Origin of the sequence: Thalassospira sp. UBA848, from assembly GCF_002295455.1 — a bacterium.
GTDB lineage: Bacteria > Pseudomonadota > Alphaproteobacteria > Rhodospirillales > Thalassospiraceae > Thalassospira.
This window is the reverse complement of the sequence record NZ_DBGS01000051.1, coordinates 1-21,510: the sequence shown is the minus strand read 5'-3', so window position 1 is coordinate 21,510 and position 21,510 is coordinate 1. Positions and strand designations below refer to the sequence as shown.

The 21,510-nt window shown below is 54.6% G+C and carries 23 protein-coding genes and 1 pseudogene; 10 read left to right on the top strand and 14 right to left on the bottom strand.

What is annotated here, in order from left to right; translation table 11 throughout:
• The 6 genes from B2R48_RS06605 to pcaD all read right to left on the bottom strand — a co-directional run.
• Positions 1 to 581: CoA-transferase subunit beta (locus B2R48_RS06605; RefSeq protein ID WP_296998924.1), on the bottom strand; the 581-nt coding region annotated here is incomplete at its 3' end.
• Positions 582 to 595: 14 nt separating this feature from the next.
• On the bottom strand, positions 596 to 1,450 hold the full coding sequence (locus tag B2R48_RS06600) for a CoA transferase subunit A (protein WP_062954374.1): 855 nt from the start codon (positions 1,448 to 1,450) through the stop codon (positions 596 to 598).
• Positions 1,451 to 1,581: 131 nt separating this feature from the next.
• On the bottom strand, positions 1,582 to 2,169 hold the full coding sequence (gene pcaG / locus B2R48_RS06595) for a protocatechuate 3,4-dioxygenase subunit alpha (protein ID WP_296998922.1): 588 nt from the start codon (positions 2,167 to 2,169) through the stop codon (positions 1,582 to 1,584).
• 3 nt (positions 2,170 to 2,172) lie between these two features.
• Positions 2,173 to 2,874 carry a protocatechuate 3,4-dioxygenase subunit beta gene (gene pcaH / locus B2R48_RS06590; RefSeq protein ID WP_296998921.1) on the bottom strand — a complete coding sequence of 234 codons (702 nt, stop codon included), beginning with the start codon at positions 2,872 to 2,874 and terminating at the stop codon, positions 2,173 to 2,175.
• Positions 2,875 to 2,879: 5 nt separating this feature from the next.
• On the bottom strand, positions 2,880 to 3,272 hold the full coding sequence (pcaC, locus tag B2R48_RS06585) for a 4-carboxymuconolactone decarboxylase (RefSeq protein WP_198157139.1): 393 nt from the start codon (positions 3,270 to 3,272) through the stop codon (positions 2,880 to 2,882).
• Complete coding sequence (pcaD, locus tag B2R48_RS06580) at positions 3,265 to 4,065, bottom strand: 3-oxoadipate enol-lactonase (protein ID WP_296998914.1); 801 nt, start codon at positions 4,063 to 4,065, stop codon at positions 3,265 to 3,267. The genes pcaC and pcaD overlap by 8 nt, the downstream gene beginning before the upstream one ends.
• Before the next feature lie 144 nt (positions 4,066 to 4,209).
• Between pcaD and pcaQ the strand changes: the two genes are divergently transcribed.
• The 5 genes from pcaQ to B2R48_RS06555 all read left to right on the top strand — a co-directional run bounded on the left by pcaQ (position 4,210) and on the right by B2R48_RS06555 (position 9,457).
• Positions 4,210 to 5,151 carry a pca operon transcription factor PcaQ gene (pcaQ, locus tag B2R48_RS06575; protein WP_296998913.1) on the top strand — a complete coding sequence of 314 codons (942 nt, stop codon included), beginning with the start codon at positions 4,210 to 4,212 and terminating at the stop codon, positions 5,149 to 5,151.
• 238 nt (positions 5,152 to 5,389) lie between these two features.
• On the top strand, positions 5,390 to 6,421 hold the full coding sequence (locus tag B2R48_RS06570) for a TRAP transporter substrate-binding protein (RefSeq protein ID WP_062954369.1): 1,032 nt from the start codon (positions 5,390 to 5,392) through the stop codon (positions 6,419 to 6,421).
• 83 nt (positions 6,422 to 6,504) lie between these two features.
• Positions 6,505 to 7,002 (top strand): TRAP transporter small permease, encoded by a 498-nt coding sequence (locus tag B2R48_RS06565; protein ID WP_296998910.1) that lies wholly within the window; start codon positions 6,505 to 6,507, stop codon positions 7,000 to 7,002.
• Positions 6,995 to 8,386: a TRAP transporter large permease gene (locus B2R48_RS06560; RefSeq protein WP_062954367.1), complete on the top strand. Its 1,392-nt coding sequence runs from the start codon at positions 6,995 to 6,997 to the stop codon at positions 8,384 to 8,386. Before B2R48_RS06565 ends, B2R48_RS06560 begins: the two co-directional genes overlap by 8 nt.
• A 123-nt stretch (positions 8,387 to 8,509) precedes the next feature.
• Positions 8,510 to 9,457, top strand: a complete 948-nt coding sequence (locus B2R48_RS06555; protein WP_296998907.1) for a helix-turn-helix domain-containing protein — start codon at positions 8,510 to 8,512, stop codon at positions 9,455 to 9,457.
• On the opposite strand, the gene B2R48_RS06550 is transcribed toward B2R48_RS06555, so the two are convergent.
• From B2R48_RS06550 to B2R48_RS06535, 4 genes are all read right to left on the bottom strand, one after another.
• Positions 9,454 to 9,942: a GNAT family N-acetyltransferase gene (locus B2R48_RS06550; protein WP_296998904.1), complete on the bottom strand. Its 489-nt coding sequence runs from the start codon at positions 9,940 to 9,942 to the stop codon at positions 9,454 to 9,456. The genes B2R48_RS06555 and B2R48_RS06550 overlap by 4 nt on opposite strands.
• A 13-nt stretch (positions 9,943 to 9,955) precedes the next feature.
• Positions 9,956 to 10,789, bottom strand: coding sequence for an ABC transporter permease (locus tag B2R48_RS06545; protein WP_296998902.1), 834 nt, complete (start codon positions 10,787 to 10,789; stop codon positions 9,956 to 9,958).
• Complete coding sequence (locus B2R48_RS06540) at positions 10,779 to 11,552, bottom strand: ABC transporter ATP-binding protein (RefSeq protein ID WP_296998901.1); 774 nt, start codon at positions 11,550 to 11,552, stop codon at positions 10,779 to 10,781. The genes B2R48_RS06545 and B2R48_RS06540 overlap by 11 nt, the downstream gene beginning before the upstream one ends.
• Before the next feature lie 79 nt (positions 11,553 to 11,631).
• Complete coding sequence (locus B2R48_RS06535) at positions 11,632 to 12,693, bottom strand: ABC transporter substrate-binding protein (RefSeq protein WP_296998899.1); 1,062 nt, start codon at positions 12,691 to 12,693, stop codon at positions 11,632 to 11,634.
• A 279-nt stretch (positions 12,694 to 12,972) separates the two neighbouring features.
• On the opposite strand from B2R48_RS06535, the gene B2R48_RS06530 reads away from it, so the two are divergent.
• Complete coding sequence (locus B2R48_RS06530) at positions 12,973 to 14,190, top strand: TIGR03862 family flavoprotein (protein WP_296998897.1); 1,218 nt, start codon at positions 12,973 to 12,975, stop codon at positions 14,188 to 14,190.
• A gap of 912 nt (positions 14,191 to 15,102) precedes the next feature.
• Here the strand turns inward: B2R48_RS06530 and B2R48_RS06525 are convergent.
• On the bottom strand, positions 15,103 to 15,297 hold the full coding sequence (locus B2R48_RS06525) for a hypothetical protein (protein WP_296998895.1): 195 nt from the start codon (positions 15,295 to 15,297) through the stop codon (positions 15,103 to 15,105).
• 176 nt (positions 15,298 to 15,473) lie between these two features.
• Between B2R48_RS06525 and B2R48_RS06520 the strand changes: the two genes are divergently transcribed.
• On the top strand, positions 15,474 to 16,142 hold the full coding sequence (locus B2R48_RS06520) for a class I SAM-dependent DNA methyltransferase (protein ID WP_296998893.1): 669 nt from the start codon (positions 15,474 to 15,476) through the stop codon (positions 16,140 to 16,142).
• 19 nt (positions 16,143 to 16,161) lie between these two features.
• On the opposite strand, the gene B2R48_RS06515 is transcribed toward B2R48_RS06520, so the two are convergent.
• A complete protein-coding gene (locus B2R48_RS06515) occupies positions 16,162 to 17,367 on the bottom strand; it encodes a calcium-binding protein (RefSeq protein WP_296998891.1) in 1,206 nt (401 codons plus the stop codon).
• 316 nt (positions 17,368 to 17,683) lie between these two features.
• Between B2R48_RS06515 and B2R48_RS06510 the strand changes: the two genes are divergently transcribed.
• The 3 genes from B2R48_RS06510 to B2R48_RS06500 are packed head-to-tail and all read left to right on the top strand — an operon-like array spanning position 17,684 to position 20,392.
• A complete protein-coding gene (locus B2R48_RS06510; RefSeq protein ID WP_232310568.1) occupies positions 17,684 to 19,087 on the top strand; it encodes an MFS transporter in 1,404 nt (467 codons plus the stop codon).
• Positions 19,088 to 19,103: 16 nt separating this feature from the next.
• Positions 19,104 to 19,601 carry a MarR family winged helix-turn-helix transcriptional regulator gene (locus B2R48_RS06505; RefSeq protein WP_062954358.1) on the top strand — a complete coding sequence of 166 codons (498 nt, stop codon included), beginning with the start codon at positions 19,104 to 19,106 and terminating at the stop codon, positions 19,599 to 19,601.
• A complete protein-coding gene (locus B2R48_RS06500) occupies positions 19,598 to 20,392 on the top strand; it encodes a siderophore-interacting protein (RefSeq protein WP_296998888.1) in 795 nt (264 codons plus the stop codon). The genes B2R48_RS06505 and B2R48_RS06500 overlap by 4 nt, the downstream gene beginning before the upstream one ends.
• 68 nt (positions 20,393 to 20,460) lie before the next feature.
• On the opposite strand, the gene B2R48_RS06495 is transcribed toward B2R48_RS06500, so the two are convergent.
• The gene (locus tag B2R48_RS06495) at positions 20,461 to 21,120 is read right to left on the bottom strand and encodes a hypothetical protein (RefSeq protein WP_296998886.1); all 660 of its coding nucleotides are present in this window, start codon (positions 21,118 to 21,120) and stop codon (positions 20,461 to 20,463) included.
• Between the two features lie 167 nt (positions 21,121 to 21,287).
• Positions 21,288 to 21,510: pseudogene (locus B2R48_RS06490) on the bottom strand (formaldehyde dehydrogenase, glutathione-independent); the annotation flags it as partial.

Here is a 21,510-nt window from a genome sequence, read left to right as displayed (position 1 = left end):
TGCGGTTCCATGATGCAAAGATCCGTGATCAGGCGCGACGGGCCTTTGGTATCAACACCATAAGATGCGCGATCATCACCGCCCTTGCCATGACCAAGGGAAGTTACGAAATCGATTTTTTCAACAAAGCCACGTTTGCTTTGCTTCATGACCAAAAAGACTTCACCACAACTGGTCGCGATTTCCGGTGCACCACCGCCGCCCGGCAGACGGACTTTGGGGTTGTCGTAATCACCGATCACGGTGGTGTTGATGTTGCCATACTTATCAAGCTGGGCCGCACCAAGGAAGCCAACCGAAATCTTGCCGCCCTGAAGCCAGTAGCGGAACATTTCCGGCACGGCGACCGTGTTGACAGCGGTTTCGCACAGCTCGCCATCACCGATCGACAGCGGGAGGACGTCCGGTTTGGTGCCAATCGTGCCGCTTTCATAAATAAGGGTAATGTCCGGCGCGTGGGTCAGGCGCGCAAGGTTGCACGCAGCCGACGGCATCCCGATACCAACAAAGCACACATCGTCGTTTTTAAGCGCGCGTGCAGCGGACACCGTCATCATTTCAGTCGGGGTATATTCAACCATGATTTTTCCTCCGCTTAGCCTTTGTTTGCTTCACGCTTGGCCGCGAAATCTTCGGGACCGCCATTAATGACATGCTCTTCAAGCCAGGCCTGGAACGCTTCGCGATCACGCGCAATCGGATCCCAAGCCTTATAAAATGCGTTGTCGCGCTTGTAGTACCCTTGGGCATAGGACGGATGCGCCCCGCCCGGAACTTCAACAATCGCAGTCACCGCCCAGTTCGGCAGCATGACGGCATTGGGTGAGATATCGCCGAAATCATCTACGATCTCTTCAACCGTGATGATGGATTTTTTTGCGGCCAGAACGGCTTCTTTCTGAACACCGACAATACCTTCAAACAGGATGTCGCCCTTTTTATTGGCTTTCTGGGCATGCACCACGGTGACGTCCGGGCGGATTGCCGGAACAGCTGCCAGGCTTTCACCGGTGAACGGGCATTCAATGAACTTGATGTTCGGGTTCACGCGCGGCAGTTCCGCCCCGCGATAGCCCTTGAACACCGCACAAGGCAGGCCAGCCGCACCGGCGTCATAGGCGTTGGCCATGGCGGCGTGACTGTGTTCTTCGATCTCAAGCTTGGTCGGCCAGCTCTTTTCATAGGCGTCGCGCAGACGGTGCAACGAGCCGACACCGGGGTTACCACCCCATGAAAAAATCAGTTTTTTGGCACAACCCGCACCGATCAGCTGATCATAGATCATGTCGGGGGTCATGCGGATCAGGGTCAGATCCTTGATGCCCTGACGAATGATTTCGTGTCCGGCAGCATGCGGGATCAGATGGGTGAAGCCTTCCATCGAAATGGTGTCGCCATCCTTGACGCAGGATGCGACCGCCTCTTTAAGCGACATGAAACGTGCAACCACGGCAAAACTCCTGTGGTATCAATCGAGAACATTACAGATGCGGGGTATTCACCCCAAAGGAAATTCAGGTCGATGGCGGCGACCGCTGGCTTTCCCCAAAGCAGCGGACGCAGCCATCGGGCCAGATCGACTTACACGTCGAAGAACACAGTTTCCGCGTCCCCCTGCATGTGAATATCGATCCGGTATTCAATCCCCGTCGAGGTATCGACACGCTTGGCAATCAGGGTGTCGCGACGGTCCGCCGGTACTGACTGCAAGACAGGGTCTTTTGCATTCCGTTCAGCTTCATCGTCGAAATAGAAACGGGTAAAGGCATGAACCAGCATGCCGCGCATGAACACGATGACGTTGACAAACGGCGCCTCGGCATCTTTGACAACACCGGGCTTTACCGTATCAAACCAGAAGCGCAGCTTGGCATCCGTGCCCGTGCCGCAACGGCCGAGCCCCCGGAAACCGGTCTCGGACACATCAATCGGGTTTTCGTTGTAGTTACCATTGGCATCGGCCTGCCAGATTTCGATCATGGCATCGTTGACCGGGTTGCCGTCGCCATCAAAGACGTTACCGGTAATACGGATATGCTCACCGGCCGCATCCGGGCCGGCAACGGTCGGATCGGCGATGTCGGTGAAGTCGTATGCGTACTGGCCTGCGGTCAAGCCATAGGCGAAATACGGGCCAACCGTCTGTGAGGGGGTTTCACCATAAGCCATGACTTAATTCTCCATCGGGGTGCCGTTGCGTCCACGCAGGACAATGTCGAACTGGTAACCCAGTGCGAAGCCTTCCTCGGTCTTGTCGATCGAGAATTTGGCAATCAGGCGTTCACGGGCTTGCGCGTCCTCGGTGCCAAGGAAAATCGGATCAAGATCAAGCAGCGGATCACCCGGGAAATACATCTGGGTGACAAGACGGGTGGCAAAGCCCGGACCAAACAGCGAGATATGGATATGGTTCGGACGCCAGGCATTGAAGTGGTTGCCCCACGGATAGGCACCCGGCTTGATGGTATAGAATTTGTAATTGCCCTGATCGTCTGTAAAGCAACGACCTGACCCGCGGAAGTTCGGGTCCAGCGGCGCATCATGCTGATCGACCTTGTGGACATAGCGACCGGCCGCATTCGCCTGCCAGATTTCAACAAGCGTGTTGGGCTGCGGGCGACCATCGGTATCCATCACCCGACCATGCACGACAATGCGTTCGCCAAGCGGCTCGCCATTTATAACGCCGTTTTTGGTCAGATCGAAATCAAGCTCACGCACAGAAGCAGGCGCAAAGCGCGGACCAGTGCCCTCTGTCAGCCCCGACTTGATGGCAAGCGGTGTCTGGGTCGGACCACGCAACAGGGTCGATTTGTAACCCGGTGCGATATAGGGGGCATGCGATCCCCAATCACGCGGTTTGAAGGTGGACATTTGGCTTACTCTCCCTTGGATGCCGCGTCGATCTCGGCATAGGTTTGCTTGGCAATGCGAAAGGCCGTGTTGGCGGCGGGAACGCCGGCATAAACCGCAACATGCATCAGGGTTTCACGGATATCATCGCGTGTTGCCCCGGTATTCAGGGTCGCCCGGATATGCATAGCGAGTTCTTCTTCGTGGCCCAGCCCCGCAAGCAGCGCGATGGTCACGATGGAACGTTCACGCTTGGTGAACGCATCACTCGTCCAGACACCGTTCCAGACATTCTCGGTGATATAGCGCTGAAAACCCTCGTCGATTTCCGTGATGTTCTTGGAGGCGCGATCCACATGTGCATCGCCCAGAACGGAACGGCGGGTTTTCATGCCAACGTCATACCGGCTCTCAGACAAGATTCTTCTCCTTGGTAAATCGGTCGATCAACCGGGTCAGCAATTCCGGGGTTTCGATGCATGGCAGATGCCCGACCCCGTCAATCAATTCGAATTCGGCACCGGGGATCGCGGCTGCCATGGCGCGCACGACATCGGGCGGCGTCGCCAGATCTTCCGATCCACAGATACACAAGGTCGGCACAGCAATTTTCGCCGCTGCCTCGCGCAGGTCACCATCGCGCAGTGCAATGCAGGTGCCGACGTAACCTTCGACCGTGGTGCGCACCAGCATGTCGCGATACATCGCGGTTTCCAGAACACGTTCCGTGCGGAAAGTCGGCGATAGCCAGCGTTCCATGATCGCATCGCCCATGGACGCAATCCCGTCAGCCTTGATGGCCTCGATCCGGGTGTTCCAGCTGTCATAATCGCCAAGCTTGGACGCCGTATCGCACAGGATCAGGCCACGCACACGGCCGGGCACAAGTTCGGTGACTTTCTGGGCAATCAGTCCCCCGACCGACAGGCCGCAAATGATCACCTGATCAAGGCCAAGAAAATCCAGCAACCCGATCAGGTCATTGGCATGCAGCGAAACGTCATAGGGCGCATCACCAATCCCTGAAAGACCATGGCCACGCTTGTCATAAGTGACGATATTGAACGTCCCGGACAATGCAGCAACGACATCATCCCAAATGCGAAGATCCGTCCCCAAAGAATTTGCAAAGACCAGCACAGGGCCGTTTTCCGGGCCCGACTGGCTATAATGAATATGTGTCCCGTTAACCGGGGCGACTTGCAGACTCATTATCATTTCCACCCTGCTTGTTTAACCCGACATTCGCAGATGGTTTTGGTTATGTAAAATGAGGAATTGCGTAATTTGCATAACTATATAATTATGTATAAGTCACCCATAAGCGCATTCTAAACTGCTGATATGTAGGGCCGCATGCTAGATCAACGTATTAAATTCCGCCATTTGACCTGCTTTCTGGAGGTCGCGCGCCAACGCAGTGTCGTGAAGGCGGCTGATACGCTGTCCATCACGCAGCCCGCCGTTTCCAAAACAATCCGTGAACTTGAAGAACATCTGGACGCGCGATTGTTTGATCGATCAAAACGCGGCGTTACCCTGACCGATTTCGGCAAGGTCTTTTTGCGCTATGCCGGGGCCAGCGTCACGGCCCTGCGACAAGGCGTGGACAGCATCAGTCAGGTGCGTATGCAGGGCGGGCTTTCAATCAATCTGGGCGTTCTACCCACGGTTGCCGCAAGTGTCATGCCCAACGCCATTCGCCACTTCAAGACACTTAGCCCCGATACCACGGTCAAGGTTGTGGCAGGACCGAACGTGATGTTGATGGGGCAGTTGCGTGTGGGCGAACTTGATCTGGTCGTTGGACGACTGGCCGAACCCGATCAGATGTCGGGCCTGTCGTTTATACATTTATATTCGGAACATATTTCACTGGTCGCACGGCCGGGCCATCCCCTTATGGCGGACAAGAACCCGGACATTACGCGCATCCGCGAATTCACCGTACTGGTGCCGCCCAAACAGGCGATTATTCACCCCACTGTGGACAAGATGCTGATTGCACATGGTATTGGTGCCCTGCCCGACCGTATCGAAACCGTTTCGACATCTTTCGGACGTGCCTTTACCCGTGAAACCGATGCGATCTGGATCATCTCGAACGGGGCTGTTGCATCCGATATTGCCGAAGGTCACCTTGTCGAACTGCCGATTGACACCAGCGACACCTTTGGTCCCGTTGGCCTGACGACCCGAATTGACTCGCCGGTTTCGCCGCCGGTCGAAATGCTGATTAATGTCGTACGCGAAGAAGCAGCGCGTCATCATAGCTCTCAGGCCGGGTCAAAAGCATAATCATTTGGTTATGGATATGTGCTTACATATCATTATACATAACCATCGCGCACAGATTAGATTGCAGGCAATTCGGCATGACTGACGTGCACCAGACGCAGATCATGCGATCAATAAAAACAACAAAATCAATAACAAGAAAAAGAACTCTTGGAAAACTTCGCACGCTAGATGCGCATCGTGGCTGAAACGTTTGTCAGCGCAATGGACGCGACAAGACGTTCAAAGGAGGAAGAGAATGAAACAGATCACCAAATTGCTTGCCGGTGCTGCTGTCGCGACCATGGTGTCGTTTGGCGCACACGCACAGGAAGTTACCCTGACCGTCCACCATTTCCTGGGTCCGAAAGCACCGGCCCAGTCGAAGATGATCGAACCGTGGGCACAGAAAATCGAAGAAGAATCAAACGGCCGCATCAAGTTTGAAATCTTCCCGTCCATGTCACTGGGCGGCAACCCGCCGGAACTGTATCGTCAGGTCCGTGATGGCGTGGCCGATATCGTCTGGACCCTGCCGGGTTATACCCCGGGTGTCTTCCCGCGCCTTGAAGTCTTTGAGCTTCCGGGTGTTCATCTGGGCGACGCACGCGCAACCAACCTTGCCATGTGGGACCTGAAAGACCAGTACGCCGAAGACCTTACCGACATTCATCCGCTTGCGGTTCATGTGCATGCCGGCCAGGCCATACACCTGACGGAAAAGGAAGTCCGCACCGTTGATGACGTCAAAGGTCTGAAACTGCGTACCCCTACCCGTACCGGTTCCTGGGTAATCGAAGCCTGGGGCGCTGAGCCCGTTGGCATGCCGGTTCCGGCCCTGCCGCAGGCAATGTCGCTGGGCGTGGTTGATGGTGGTCTGGTACCGTTCGAAGTTGTACCGCCGCTGAAACTGGCTGAAATGATTTCCTATTCCGTTGAAGGCGAAGGCGTTAATTCGCGCTTTGGCACCTCGACCTTCCTGTTCGCCATGAACAAGGACCGTTACGAGAGCCTGCCAGACGATCTCAAGGAAATCATCGACCGTAACTCTGGCCGTGATTTTGCTGCCCAGATCGGCGACGTCTTTAACGGCGTTGAAGAAGTCGGCAAGCGTATGGTCAACGAAGGCAAGGGCCAGGTCGTTCAGCTGACCGCTGCTGAAAAGGCAACCTTCGATGATGCGGCCGCATCCGTTATTGATCGCTGGATTGAAGAATCCACGTCAAACGGCATTGATGGCGCGAAACTTGTCGAAGATGCAAAGGCAGCCGTTCAGGCCCACACCAAGTAACATTGCGACGTTGCTGGTAAATCTTGTGGGGTCACGTATCATGCTGATATGTGACCCTGTTTTCCCGCAAGAATGTTAGAGATATGAAAAACGTGCTTTACAAGGCCGCTTCGTGGCTTGCCGTTGCCGGTGGCATGCTTGCCCTGCTGATCTCGATTGTCACAATCATCAATGTGACGGCCTTTGGCCTCGACAAGATCGCCCGGCTATTTGATGCCAACGTCCCGGCCATCATCGGCTATGAGGACTTTGTCAGCATGATCGTCAGTTCGGCGGCGTTGATGTTTTTCCCTTATTGTCAGGCACATCGCGGGCATGTCGCGGTTGACGTATTCATCAAGATGTTTCCCGACTGGTTCGCGCGCGTCGTAGATACCCTGTCTGCCATTCTGATGACCGCGCTCGCACTGTTCCTTGGTTACATGATGGTCCATGGCCTGATCGAAGTGCGCAGCGACAATACCCTTTCGGCAATTTTGGGCTGGCCGATCTGGCCGTTCTATGTGCCGGGCATCATTGCGATGTTCCTGTGGGCCGCAATTGCCGGAAACCAGATTTTCGAGAGAGAGGCCGATGTCTGAACGTGAATTGATCGGCCTTGGTGGCCTTGCCCTTCTCTTTGTTATTCTTGCGCTGCGGGTTCCGGTTGGCCTTGCCATGGTCGGTGTCGGCATTGGCGGCAACTATGTGCTCAGCCTGTTTTTCCCGTTCCTGCGCTTTGACCCCTATCTGCAACAGTTCAAATCCCTGCTTTACGGGATTGTCTCAAACTATGAACTTTCGGTCGTGCCGCTGTTTGTTCTGATGGGCTATCTTGCAAGTCAGGCCAACCTGTCACGCGATCTGTTTCAGGGTGTCAATGCCTTGCTGGGGCGCTTCCGTGGCGGTGTTGCCATGGCGGCCATCGGGGCGTGCGCCGGTTTTGGTGCGGTGTGTGGATCATCCCTTGCCACTGCATCAACCATGGGCAAGGTTGCCCTGCCCGAACTTGACCGTCTGAAATATTCGCCACGTCTGGCAACCGGAACGTTGGCTGCGGGCGGGACGCTTGGCATTCTGATCCCGCCATCGGTCGCGCTTGTGATTTATGCCGTGACGGTAGAGGCATCTATTATTCAGATGTTTCAGGCGGCCATCATTCCGGGTCTGATTGCGGTTCTGTTCTTTATGGCGGTGATTGCCATTCAGGTGCGCCTGAACCCGTCACTGGCCCCGAAACCCGAACCGATGCCAGCCGCAGAGCGCAAGGAAGCCCTTCTGCGCCTGATCCCGGTGATGGTGATCTTTGGATCGATCATTCTCGGTCTTGGTGCGGGTCTGTTTACGCCGACACCGGCGGCCGGCGTGGGCGTGTTCGCCATTCTGGTTTACGGCGCCTATATGCGCATTCGCGGCAAAGGCGGGCTGACCTGGAAAGGGTTGCGTCAGTCGCTTAAGGATACGGCGATTACATCCTCGATGATCTTCTTCATCCTTCTGGGTGCGGAAATCCTCAAGGGCTTCTTTAGCCGTGCCAACCTTCCGGCCTATATGGCCGAAGCTGCCGCCACCAGTGGCTTTGATCCGTGGCTTGTTATGGTGTTGATGCTGCTTGCCCTGATCCTGCTGGGGTGCTTCATGGAAAGCCTGTCGATGATCGTGGTGGTGATCCCGTTCTTCTGGCCGGCCCTTGTTGACATCAATGGCGGCGACTGGGCGACGGCGGCCACCGCGGCCTATGGCATGGGGACCGAGGATCTTAAAATCTGGTTTGGTATCCTGGCGCTCATTGTCGTGGAACTGGGGCTGATTACACCACCGGTGGGATTGAATGTGTTTATCATCAATGCACTCGCCAAGGGTGTGCCGATGAGCCAGACCTTCCGCGGTGTGATGCCATTCTTTAGCGCCGAGATCGTCCGTATTCTGTTACTGATCTTTGCGCCGATATTAACGTTGTTTGTGCCAACAATCCTTGGCAATTAGCGACGATCAAATGTCTTGCAAAAGCCCGCCCCTTCTTGTGGCGGGCTTTTCTTTTTGTTGGCCGGAAAACAGTCTAAACTGCCCCAACGAAATTCCTTAAATCCACCGCAGAACAAAACACCGATGCGCAACAAGATCCCGATCTATAAGCTTTATGGCGAACGCGATGCGGCAACGAGCCCCGCCGCGCGCAATGGCTATGATCTGGACAACACCAACGGCGCATCCGACCCGCAACCGGTCACGGAGCCGGAATTCTTCCACCTTGAAAGCATTCCCGAACGGTCGCGCCTGCATGATCTGCACATCAAGCCACACCGCCATACCAACCTGTTTCAGCTGCTTTACATAACCCGTGGACAGGCGGAAATCAGCTTTGATGACCAACATCTGACCATGCAGGCAGGCCAGTTGATTACAGTGCCGCCCGGTACCGTGCATGGCTTTAAATTCAGTGATGATATTGATGGCTGGGTGATTTCACTGACCGACTATCACCTGCAGGAAATTCTCAGCCCCGCGCCAAAACTTCTCGCCCGTCTGGATCAGGCGATCTGCGTTGATACACGGTCTTCGTCCGGGGACGCCAACAGCCCGGCCGACTTTTTGATTTCGCAATTGGTCACGGAATATTACAGCCACAATACCGGGCGTCTGTTTGCCCTTCGTCATATTCTGGGTTTGCTGTTGCTTGGCATCGGGCGCACCGTGCCGCAGGATCAGTCCGCACGCCTGTCGCGCCAGGAGCAAAAGACCGAGAAATTCCGCAAGTTTCAGACGCTGGTCGAAACGTTCTATAAGCAGCACAAATCGCTTGAATTCTATGCCCGCGAAATTGGCGTCACCACGACGCAGCTTAACCGCATAGCCAAGGACATTTATGGCATGACCGCAAGCGAGGTGGTGCAAAACCGCCTGATGCTGGAAGCCAAGCGGACCCTGATCTATACCGACATCGCCGTTCAACAGATCGCCGATGAACTGGGCTTTCGCGATGCCGGATATTTTTCGCGCTTCTTCACCAAAAAGGCCGGGGTATCCCCGGCCCGTTTCCGAACTGATCAGCGTTAGGGTGCCGAGCCCCGCACCGTATCAAGCGTCAGCCACATGCGCACCTGATCCACCACCCGGCCAGACCGCGTTTTCCAGCCCTTGGCAATGAACTTTTCCTCGCCAAACCCGACCTTGCGATACAGGTTAAGCGCGTTGTCATTGCCATCGACAACATTCAGCCACAGCTTTTCATAGCCGGGCGTTTCGGCAATTTTGGCAGCAAGGCTTGATAACGCTGCCTTGCCAAAGCCCTTTCCGCGCTCAAAGACACCAAACTCATCCACCTTGGGCAGGCGTGTCGCCATCTCGGTCATATAGACATAGGCAACCGCCTGATGATCAACGCGAAACACCCAAAGTGCCGTGTCCCTTGCCCCGGCCAGTGCCGCATTCAACTGTTCATCGGGCACGCGGGCAATTGCATCGTAAAACTGCACATCTTCCATCATCGCAACGATGCGTGGCAGTTCGTCGGGTGTGGGAACATCCCAGTAACCAGTCATTTTAATTCCATCCTTAGCGCCACGCCAGAAGCCAGCGATCAAGTCGCCCAAGCAGCCACGAAACACACAGCCCCATCAGTGACAACACCACCACACCGGCAATCAACTGATCGGTCTGATACAGGTTCCCGGCTGCCAAAATCAAAGCCCCGATGCCATATTGCGCACCGATCATTTCAGCAGCAATCAGCAAGATGATCGCAATAGACGACGAAATGCGAAAACCCGACAGGATGGTCGGAAGCGCACCGGGCAGGATGATTTTGCGAATGATCGATACCATCGGCATGTCAAAGCTTTGACCCATGCGGATCAGATTGCGCTGCACATTATCCACCCCGCCAAATGTGTTGATCACGGTCGGGAAAAACACGCCAAAGGCAATGGTAGCAAATTTGGAAGGTTCCCCGATACCAAACCAGATGATGAAAAGCGGCAACAACGCGATTTTCGGGATCGGAAACAGGGCCGATACCAAGGCCACACCGGGCGAGCGCGCCCATGTAAACATGCCGACCAGAAAACCCACGACCAATCCGGCCACAGTCCCCATGATCCAGCCGCCCACAAGCCGCTGAAGCGACGCGCCAAGATGCCGCCACAGATCGCCCGATACAATCAATTGCCAAAGCGCCTTGGTAACCGCGACCGGGCTTGGCATCGCGAGTTCGGAAATTATACCGCTACTCGATCCAAGTTGCCAAAGCGCGATCACGGCGATGAAGCTGCCCCATGCGGCAACCGGGTTGGCCTTGGGGTTAAAGCCGGTAGCACGAAAACGGACTTTGGTTGCTGAACTGGGTGTTGCGCTTGATCCCGTGGTGGCCTGATCAATATCACGCGACATTTTCAAGCTCCTTGTCTGCGGCAATCGCCTCGTCACGGATCAGGTCCCAAAGGGCCTGCTCATGGGCGATCAGTTCGGGCATGCCTTCCTGACGGACCTTGATCGGCACATCAATCGTATGGACTTCCTTGATCGTGCCTGGACGACGGCGCAACGCCACGACCTTATGGGCCAGTCGCACCGCTTCATTGAGGTTATGGGTCACATAAACCGCCGTCATACCGGTGCGGGCAAACAGATCGGCAAATTCCTCCAGAAGCAAAATACGTGTCTGGGCATCAAGGGCCGATAACGGTTCGTCCATCAAAAGCACAGCCGGACGTACCGCAAGCGCACGCGCAATGCCGACACGCTGTTTCATGCCGCCTGAAAGCTGCTTGGGATAGGCATTGGCAAAATCCGACAGATTGGTTTGCGCCAGCACCTCGGCAATACGTTCCTCGCGCTCGGCCTTGGACAGCGGATGGTCTTCGAGCACAAGGCTGATATTGCCTGCCACCGTGCGCCAGGGCAAAAGCGCAAAATCCTGAAACACATAGGTCAACGGATTCAGACACCCATCCGGCGTGGCCTGATCACACATCAGTACTTCGCCGTCAGTTGGCGCAAGCAGGCCGCCAATGATCGACAGCAATGTCGATTTGCCACATCCCGACGGGCCGATCAGAGCCACGACCTCGCCCGGTTCAATGCTAAAATCAATGTCGCGCAATACCTCGAGCTGATCATATCGGTGACTGACATTTTTGATATGAAGGCGCATGGCGCTCTCTTTACTAATCAACAAAAAAGCAAACCGGGCCGAAAAGCACGCGTTCGGCCCGGTCGGAAATCACAACAGCTTATTGGCCCAGCGGCGCAATGAAGCTGGTATCGATGAAGTCATCCGGGTTGGCGCTGTCAGAAACATAACCGCGTTCCTGATACCATTTCACCTGCGCCTTGACGTCTTCGACATCAAGCTTGCCTTCCTCGGTAATGAACATCGCGCCATTGCGAATTTTCGGATAGGCCTTCTCGGCGGGCTGATCGCTGTAGACATATTTGTGCACGATCTCGAGAATCTCGTCGGTGGTATCGGACTTCACAAGATTGCCGTCCCCATCGGTCGCCAGCAGGGCCGCACGGTAATCGGCCACGCCCTTCTGATAGGCGCGCACGAATTTTTCGACCACACCGCGGCGTTCTTCGACATTCGCGGCCGAGGTAAACAGGCCACCAACCTGATAAGGCACGTAATCCTTGACCCAGCCGATGATATGCGCAGCACCCGCGTTGTGCAGCGGCTTGGCGATGTGCGGGACAATGATCATGCTGTCAACCTGTCCGCTTTTGAGCGCACCGATCATGTTGGGCACCGACTGAAGCGGCTTAAGCTCCATGCTTTCAATATCAACACCGGCCTTCTCGGCAACATTGCCGATCATGTAGTGGAAAGATGAGCCAACCTGCGACAACGCAAAGCTGTGCCCGCCAAGCTTGTCCACCGACGTCAAACCGGCATCATAGGCCTTGTTCGATGCAAGAATTGCCGAACCGTCATAGTCAACATCTTCATGAAGCTGCGCCCCGATCACCTTAAGCGCACCCTTGCCCGCAAGGTTAAAGAAACCGCCCGTAAAGGCCGTCACGCCAAAGTCGGCATCCCCGGCGGCAATTGCCACCGCAACCGGCTGTGCCGAACGGAAAAAGGTAATATCCGCATCAAGCCCTTCGGCCTCGAAATATCCCTTTTCCTTGGCAATGAACAGCGGCGAGCTTGACACGAATGTCAGGGCGGCAATGTTGATTTTCTCTGCCGCATGGGCAACGCCGGCACCAAGAACAGCCGCACCAACCGCGACCGCCAGTACCGAACGGCGCGCAGCCTTTTTGGCTCCGCTCACCAGATCATAAGAACGCATGTTTCCTCCTCAGGGTCTTCTTTTTGAATCAATTATCTGTTCTTCAATCTGGTAGCCGAATTGTCAGCGAATTGCCAATGTTTAGCGTATATTGAATGCAAATTGGCGGCTTTTGCCCCGGACAGGCAAACAGCACGAAATGATCTTTCGCCTGATGGTGGAACGTATGGGCCGTGATGCCTATTCACCGCGCGCCCCTTTGCACAAATTGCCATGCACTGCCAAAGTCGCTAAAACCGCGTTGTTGCCCTCAATCGCCCCAAATTTACAAGGCCCACCATGCCCACCAAAACGCCCGTTTCAAAACCCGCACCGAATGGCAAAACCGCGATGGTCATCGGGGCCGGTCCGGCAGGCCTGATGGCGGCCGAACGGCTGGCGGGTGATGGATATGCGGTAACGATTTTTGAGGGCATGCCAAGTGCCGGGCGCAAGTTGCTCATGGCCGGGAAATCGGGGCTTAACATCACGCACAGCGAAGACCTTGAAACCTTCCTGACCCGCTATGGCACATCACGCGCACGGCTTGAACCGCATTTGCGCAAATTCGGCCCGGATCAAATCCGCGAATGGTGTGCGGGACTGGGTATTGAAACCTTTGTCGGCTCGTCAGGCCGGGTGTTCCCCACTGCAATGAAGGCAAGCCCCCTTTTGCGTGCTTGGCTCCGCCGACTTGATGATCTGGGCTGCACCATCCATTATCGCCATTACTGGACCGGCTGGAACGACGCCGATCAGGCTGTTTTCAGAACGCCCGATGGCGAAGTTACCGCCACCGCCGACATCACCATTCTGGCCCTTGGCGGCGGCAGTTGGAAACGATTGGGCTCAGACGGCAAATGGATGGAAATCCTGCGTAATGCCGGGATCAAGTGCAACCCGTTCAAACCGGCCAATTGCGGCTTTGAACTCGACTGGACCGATCATTTGATCGACAAATGCGCAGGCTCCCCGGTCAAGGCCGTGACACTCACCTGTGGCGACCAAACCGTGCGTGGCGAGTTCGTCATTTCCAAAACCGGGATCGAAGGCAGTGCGGTCTATGCCATCTCGGCAACGCTCCGCGATCAATGGCTTGAAACCGGGGTTGTTACCCTGACACTTGACCTCTGCCCTGACCGCAACCTTGATGACGTCACCAAGCGCCTGTCGAAACCACGCGGCAAAAACTCGCTGGGCAATCATTTGCGCAAAACACTCGGCCTTGATGCCACCAAAACCGCACTGATTTTCGAAGTCACCCCGCGAGAAACGCTAAACGACCCAACCGCCCTCGCCACCGCCCTCAAAAACCTGAAACTTCAAATCAAAAAGCCCCGTCCACTGGACGAGGCCATCAGCACCGCAGGCGGTGTCGCATGGGAAGAACTGGATGACAATTTCCAACTCATCAACCGCCCCGGCACCTACTGCCTCGGCGAAATGGTCGATTGGGAAGCCCCGACGGGTGGGTATTTGTTGAGTGGGTGTTTAGCTTTGTTAGGCAAGCATAAGTAAAGTCTTGAAACTCGTAATACGAGAAACTGTATAATTTAGTTGCTTATCAAAAGCTCACGCAGTTCTCATGACAACAGAAAACTTGGAATGACGGGGGTAAAGTGTGGAGTTTAGATTTCCCAAAAAGCACTTATCAGCAGGTAAGTTCAATAAATTTTTAACGCCTGACCTTCTTGTGCTTACTGGTATCAATTTCGCAGGAAAGAGCCATTTCTTAGAAGAGATTCCAAAAAACAAGGTCGAAATTACTGGCTAAAATGCAAGCAACATGAATACCCCCTTTTTCTTGCTTTCTCACGCAAGAGTTACGATCACGCGTAAACCGTAAAACCCAACAATCCACGTAACCTTCTAAAGGCGGAAATAATCTCTAAACTGGATCACACCGTTGGATACTAAGAGAACAATCAATTTCAGACCCACGCAAAATCCAGAGAAAAATGCAATACCTGCCCAATGGTCACTCCCCAAAATGATTGAGCAAACCCCAAAAGCAACAATGAATAATGGGATATTTTTCCAATAAACCACCCGAAATGTGTGGGTTTTATTTAAAATAAAATGATAAAAAACACTTTTTTCTGAAATTTTAAATCTAGAAGAAAAAACAGATACAAACACTATAATAAAGTCCCTGAAATCAATTTTAAAATTGCACATATTAAACGCAAAACATAAAAAAATAACATAAGAAAAAGAAAAAATATAAAGAAAACACGACCAGTATTTACCAAACAAAGACATCATATTACCTTAATGCAATCCACAACATCAACGCCCTCATAAAGCACAGCAATCATGCCTACCTATCTCTTAAGAAAAAGGGGACAGATTTATTTTTCGCCCACTACCTGTTTGGTCAGGCCAAGCCTGTTTCTGAGTATATCGGGACCGGGATCAATATAATGATCGTCAGGACTGTACTTCGACACGTTTCGTCCTGTGATGCAGGCGTGTCAAGACGCCGGAAATCTCCAGCCCGCCTTGGGCAAAGCGTTCCAAATCTGCCATTGGCTCACGATCCGGCGCGATGCCTTCAAGATGCCGGCTGGCAATCGCGCTTGCTACATTGCGTTTGCGATCCGCAATCTGCTGATTGGTCACCATGGGTAAATTCCTTTGAAGTACACGGCACATTGTAAACTGAAACGGCTGACGCAACAACGCCATCGCATGACACGACGCCTAACGTCAGGCGTAATTTGCATTCATGTGGCGCCTGTGCCTTAATATCCACCTGCAAAACTAAAAATCCAAATGCAAAAACAGTGAGGTGAGCCGTAATGGGGGCCAGTAATGGCAAGACCAAAAGCGTAGCATATTCCGATAACGCAACCGATCTGACCAGCATGACAAATGCCGACGCCCAGACGTTGGCGGCCTATTATGACAAGTGGGCCGAAAGCTATGATGCGGATTTGCCCAAGATGGGTTATGACGCGCCCAAGCGGGCGGCGGCCATCATGGTTGAGCACGGGGTGCCGTTTGACGCCCCCGTTCTGGATGCCGGATGCGGCACCGGGTTGACGGGGTTGGAGCTTTCCAAGGCCGGATACCGCGATATCACAGGCATTGATCTTTCGCTGGAATCCCTGCAGGCGGCGGAGGCCAAGGGCGTTTATCGCCACCTTAAAAAGCGCGACATGAACCAGACACTGGCCTTTGGCGACAACGGCTTTGCCGCCGTTCAGTGCATTGGAACGCTCACCTATGTCCGCGAAATCAAACAGCTGTTTTCGGAATTTTGCCGGGTTGTGAAGCGCGGCGGGATTGTGTGCTTTACGCAGCGCACTGATCTTTATGACGACGCCTTCACCAAGGCTATTCAGGCCACCACCAAGGCCCGGAAGTGGGAACTGATTTCCCATTCAGATCCCATGCCCTACCTGCCCAATCACGAAGATTTCGCCGACAAGAAACACATTTTCTATGATGTGTACCGGGTGAAATAGGCTCTGATCAACGCGCCTTTCAATCAGATGGCGGGTCGACTTCGCGAATGCTGATTGTTTCTTCACGCGGGTCGCAGGCCGGCAATTCAGATGTCTTGTCATAGCCATAGGCGTCAAACGACGTCATCTTGCCGAAATCAAACACATCGTCGCGCCCTGTGATGTCATAAACCTCAACCAGACGGACAAGATCAACGGTCGCACCGGACTGGAATTCAAAGAACTCGATCTGATCACAATTGTCAGTCCAGTTTGACAATCTGATTTGATCGGAAAGTTCGGAAATTTCAGCGCCGGGATGTTTCGCATCCCTGAGTCCAACCAACAAATCAGGGCCGTCAAACCGGATGATCACATCGCGCGGCGCGACACCCTTGCCAAACAGGATGCGATCCCGTCCGGCGTGCTCTTTGATGCGCACAACCTTTTCGCGATGGTTCCGGCGGGAGCCATCCGAATAAACGTCATAAAGCTTGTCTGTCCGGCGGTTAAACGAGAAATCAGTAATGGTGTCACGCCCGTCACCGCGCCGATACAGATAGGTATCATCACCATACCCGCCATCAAGGAAATCGCGGCCCCGTCCGCCAAGCAACCAGTCCTTTCCCCAACCGCCATAAAGGCGATCTGTTCCCGGGCCACCATCAATCGCGGCCTCGCGCTCAAGATCAGTGTGAATGAAGTCGTCGCCCGCACCGGAATTGAATATTTCGACGTTATGGTCCGAAATATTCAGATCAAGATCAGCGGTCCCAGCATAAATCGCCCGATCAGTATCGGGCCCGCCATCAAAGTCATCGAACTCGTCAATAATCAGATAATCCTGCCCGGCCCCGGAACGGAGCGTATCCTTGCCGTCCTCGCCGACCAGAAGGTCACTTTCGCGGCTGCCGATCAATTCGTCATCGCCAAGCCCGCCAAAGATGATGACTTTTTCCTGCGAACCCGCCTGAATACGGTCATTGCCATCGCCGCCCTCGGCAATCCTTCGCCCAAGGACGCCCAGATCAAGGTTCAAGGCCTGTGTCTGGTCCGTATCCGTCTTGCGCAGAATGTCAAAGACGCGATGTTCCCCAATGACATCATATTCATCGACGAAGATTTTGTGGAACCTGACGGTACGCTCTGCATAAAGCTTGTCCGCTTGTTCCTGTGCACTACACGCGGCGAGTAACGCACACAGCGATACGGCGCATGCACTTGTTTTCCATGCCTGTCTGGGCATTTCCGTCGTCCCCATAAGCTGTTGCCAGCTCCCCCAAGGACAGTTTTATTTATATTTGACTTAACCATACCCACATTGCGGGCACATTCAATCACCCGAAAGGTTAGCAAGTAAAACCACTTAGCTGACGCAAATGCGTTCTTTTGCGACTAATTCGCAACTTTATGGTTGACAATATCAACCACCTTCATGTAGTTGATTAAGTCAACCATTTAGGGCCTTGCGCTAGGACCCGACAAGCGCCCCACGCTTTTCCGACGCAATGACCTGCTGGTTACTTGGCCCCTTCGCACCACCGATGAAAGCACCCTGCCCCATGCCCCGTGTTTTACGTATTTCCCCCCGGATCTATCCCGATGGCCTGCCCGCCCCGCGTAACATGTTTGCGACGGCAGCCATTCTATTGACCATCATGATGGCCGTGCTGGACGGGACGATCGTGAATGTTGCCCTGCCGACCATTGCCAACGACCAGGGGGTAACGCCCGCGCACGCGATTTGGGTGGTAACGGCCTATCAGCTTGCCATTGTTGTGGCACTACTGCCGCTCTCGGCCCTTGGCGAGGCGATCGGGTTTCGCAAGGTCAATCTGTGCGGTATTGCATTATTTGGCGTGGCATCGGCCCTATGTGCCATGGCCCCGACGATCGAGCTTTTGACCGCTGCGCGCGTGTTGCAAGGGTTGGGGGCGGCTGCGATCATGAGCATCAATGCCGCCATCATGCGCCACGTCTTTCCGCAAGCCAAACTTGGGCAGGCGATTGGCTGGATTGCCATGACGGTTTCCGTTTCCGCCGCCGCCGGACCAACGATTGCATCCGCCATTCTGGCCGTTGGAAGCTGGCACTGGCTGTTTTTGATCAATCTGCCGATCTCGGCTTTGGCCATTGTCATCGGGTTCTTTAGCCTGCCCTTTAATGCGCCAAGTCGTGCACGGTTTGACTATATCAGTGCGATCCTGAACGTTCTGACCTTTGGCGGGCTGGTTGCGGCCCTTGGCAATGTCGGGATTGAAAGCGACCCGCTTTTGATTGCGGCGCAATTTGCCACATCCCTGATTGCCGGGGTCTTTCTGGTGCGCCGTCAATTGTCACGCCCGCGCCCGATGCTGCCGCTTGATTTATTGCGGTTGCCAGTCTTTGCCTGTTCAATCGCATCATCTGTCGCAGGTTTTTGCGCCATGATGATTGCGTTCGTCACCATGCCGTTCTATTTCCACGATGTGTTGGGCTATAGCGCGACCATGACCGGTTTATTGATGACGCCATGGCCATTGGCAGCGGCCATTGTCGCCCCGCTTGCCGGGAAACTGGCCGACAGTTATTCCCCGGTGCGTCTGACCGGCATTGGCATGGGTCTGTTTGCCGCCGGGCTGTATGGCATAACGCTGGCGGCAGGTTCCGACGGGTACGGCGCAATCGTAGCCACCCTTGCGCTGTGCGGTGCGGGCTTTGGGCTGTTTCAGGCCCCCAACAACCGCCTGATGCTGACCAGTGCGCCGCGGGATCGTTCGGGTGGTGCCAGCGGGTTGCTGTCCACCGCGCGTCTGACCGGTCAGTCAATTGGTGCGGCACTTGCGGCCATTCTGATTGGGACCAGCGGCATGTTTGATTTGCAGACCATCATGTTGGTGGCCAGTGGATCGGCCCTGCTATCAGCGCTGATCTGCGAAGGCCGCCGCCATGCCCTTCGCACCGGCCTGATCGCGTCAAACGTATAAGGATGAAATAAAAGCCATGACCGACGAAGATCAGGTCCACGTCCCGGGTGAAACCCTGCATCGTCTTGTACATGCCTATAAACGGCGTTTGATGCATGCGATGCAGGCAGCCGACATGCCGATGCCGATCTCGCACAAGCGGGTGATGAAATGGATTGTCCGCATTCCCGGCATCACCGCCCAGCAAATGGCCGAAAAATCCGGTCAGGACAAAGGCCGGATCACGCGCCTTTTGAAAGAACTTGAAAATGACGGGCTGATTGAACGCCGCCCGCACCCCGAAGATCGACGGAGCCAAACCCTGCATTTGACGGCCGCTGGCAGTGCGAAAATGGAAGATTTCCGCGCTGTTGAAAAAGAAGTCAGATCCAAAATGACGCGCGGTCTTACGCCACAGCAGATCCATGATTTTGTCGAGATCGCCAATCTGATGTCTGACAATCTGGAAACCCACAAATGCAAGAAACTGGACTTTGCGGGTAACACCCCCGAGGACCAAGGAGCGAACAAATGAGCAAACCTTCCCCACGCGATCTTACCGTGATCAAAAAGGGCTACGTCACCCCCAACATGCTGCGTGTCACCCTTGGCGGTGACGGCATGAAGGACTTTCCGCAAGATCAGGAAAGTGCCTATGTCAAACTGATGTTTCCGATCGAAGGCGACGACAAGGGCCGCGTGTTACGCCGGACCTATACCGTACGCCATGACCGCATGACCGATCATGGCCGCGAGATCGATATTGATTTCGTCATGCATGGTGCCGGTGATGATGGCGATGACGACCATGATCATGGTGGCCCCGCCTCGAACTGGGCGGTCAATTGCCAGCCGGGTGATGTGATCACCATCGGTGGCCCAGGCCCGAAAAAGCTTGTTGATCCGACAGCGGACTGGTTCCTGATTGTTGGTGATATGACGGCCCTGCCCGCCGTATCGGTCAATCTGGAAACCCTGCCCGATGACGCGCGCGGCTATGCCGTGATCGAGGTCCGGTCCGAGGCTGACATGCAGGATTTGAAAAAGCCTGACAACATCACGATTGAATGGGTGATCAATCCGCGCCCGGGTGAACGGAACACGGTTCTAAGCGATGTGGTCAAGCGCCTGCCATGGCATGAAGGCGGTCGGCTTTCTGTCTGGGCGGCGTGCGAATTTACATCCATGCGGGCGTTGCGCAGCTACTTCCGCGAGGACCGCGGCCTTGGCAAGGATGATCTTTATATTTCAAGCTATTGGAAGCTTGGCATGAATGAAGACACCCACAAGGTCATCAAGTCCGAGGACGCCAAAAAGGCAGCCTGATTGCTGTACCTCCAATCAAACCAATATATCGGGCCCCTTTTACGGGGCCCATTTGTGTTTAGGGATGATCAGACATATTGCGCGTGCAGGCGCGCCATGCGGCGGCGTTCGAAGAATCCGGCATGCTGGGTTGTCTGAACCGCTTCGGGATGCAGGTTGCCATCCTGCTCACACACAAAGGCCCGACTTGCACCAATCACCCCTTTTTCGGAGCTATAAACACCGATCACCATGATTTCGATCCGTTGTTGGTCGCTGCGTGACAGACTGTCTTGCTGATCATTTTCGGCGTCACGGGATAGCTGCGAACGCCGTTCAATGCGCCCAAGAAGATTTTGAAGCGCACCAAGTTCGATACAGCCGCCCGGTTCAAGCGGCCCCTGCAATGTCACCTCTTCCAGTCTGGCAGAAAGCGGCGACTGGTTCGGGTCCCGTTCTTTGACAAACTGTTCCGGGTCGGCGTCCGTGACCTGTTCACATATCTGGTGCTGGCCTTCGCCGACACAGACAAGCACCTTGTCGATATGTATGGCTTCCTGACTCATATTGCTGATCAGAAAGCGCGCCTTGTCTGAACTGCCCAGCATCTGGTTGATGACGATTTTCGGACGTCGCACACGGCGGTAGCTTTGAAACAGCAATTGCGCATAGAAAATCCAGATCATCAATGTCGCGATGCTAACGCCTACCTGAAGCAGGGTGGCGTGTTGCTCGATCCATGATCCCATGGGTTACCCCTGAAAAAATGTGTCTTCGCATGCCTTGTGCACGTTCACTTCAACGTCCTGCGGACACATTTGTTTCCAGACGTGCGTTTTGTACCGCCCTACCAGAATGCAAAACACCCCGGCCATGATGACCGGGGCGTTGATTGTTTCAGTCGGCGACTGCCGGTTTACGCAGCGACACTGCCATGCGGGTCGATGACGAACTTCTTCGCAGCCCCGCCATCAAAGTCGGCATAGCCTTTCGGGGCCTGATCCAGATTGATCATCTGAACATTGACCGCCTTGGCGATGTCGATCTTTTCAAACAGGATCGCCTGCATCAGGTTGCGGTGATACTTCATTACCGGGCACTGACCGGTGTGGAACGAATGGGATTTCGCCCAGCCCAGG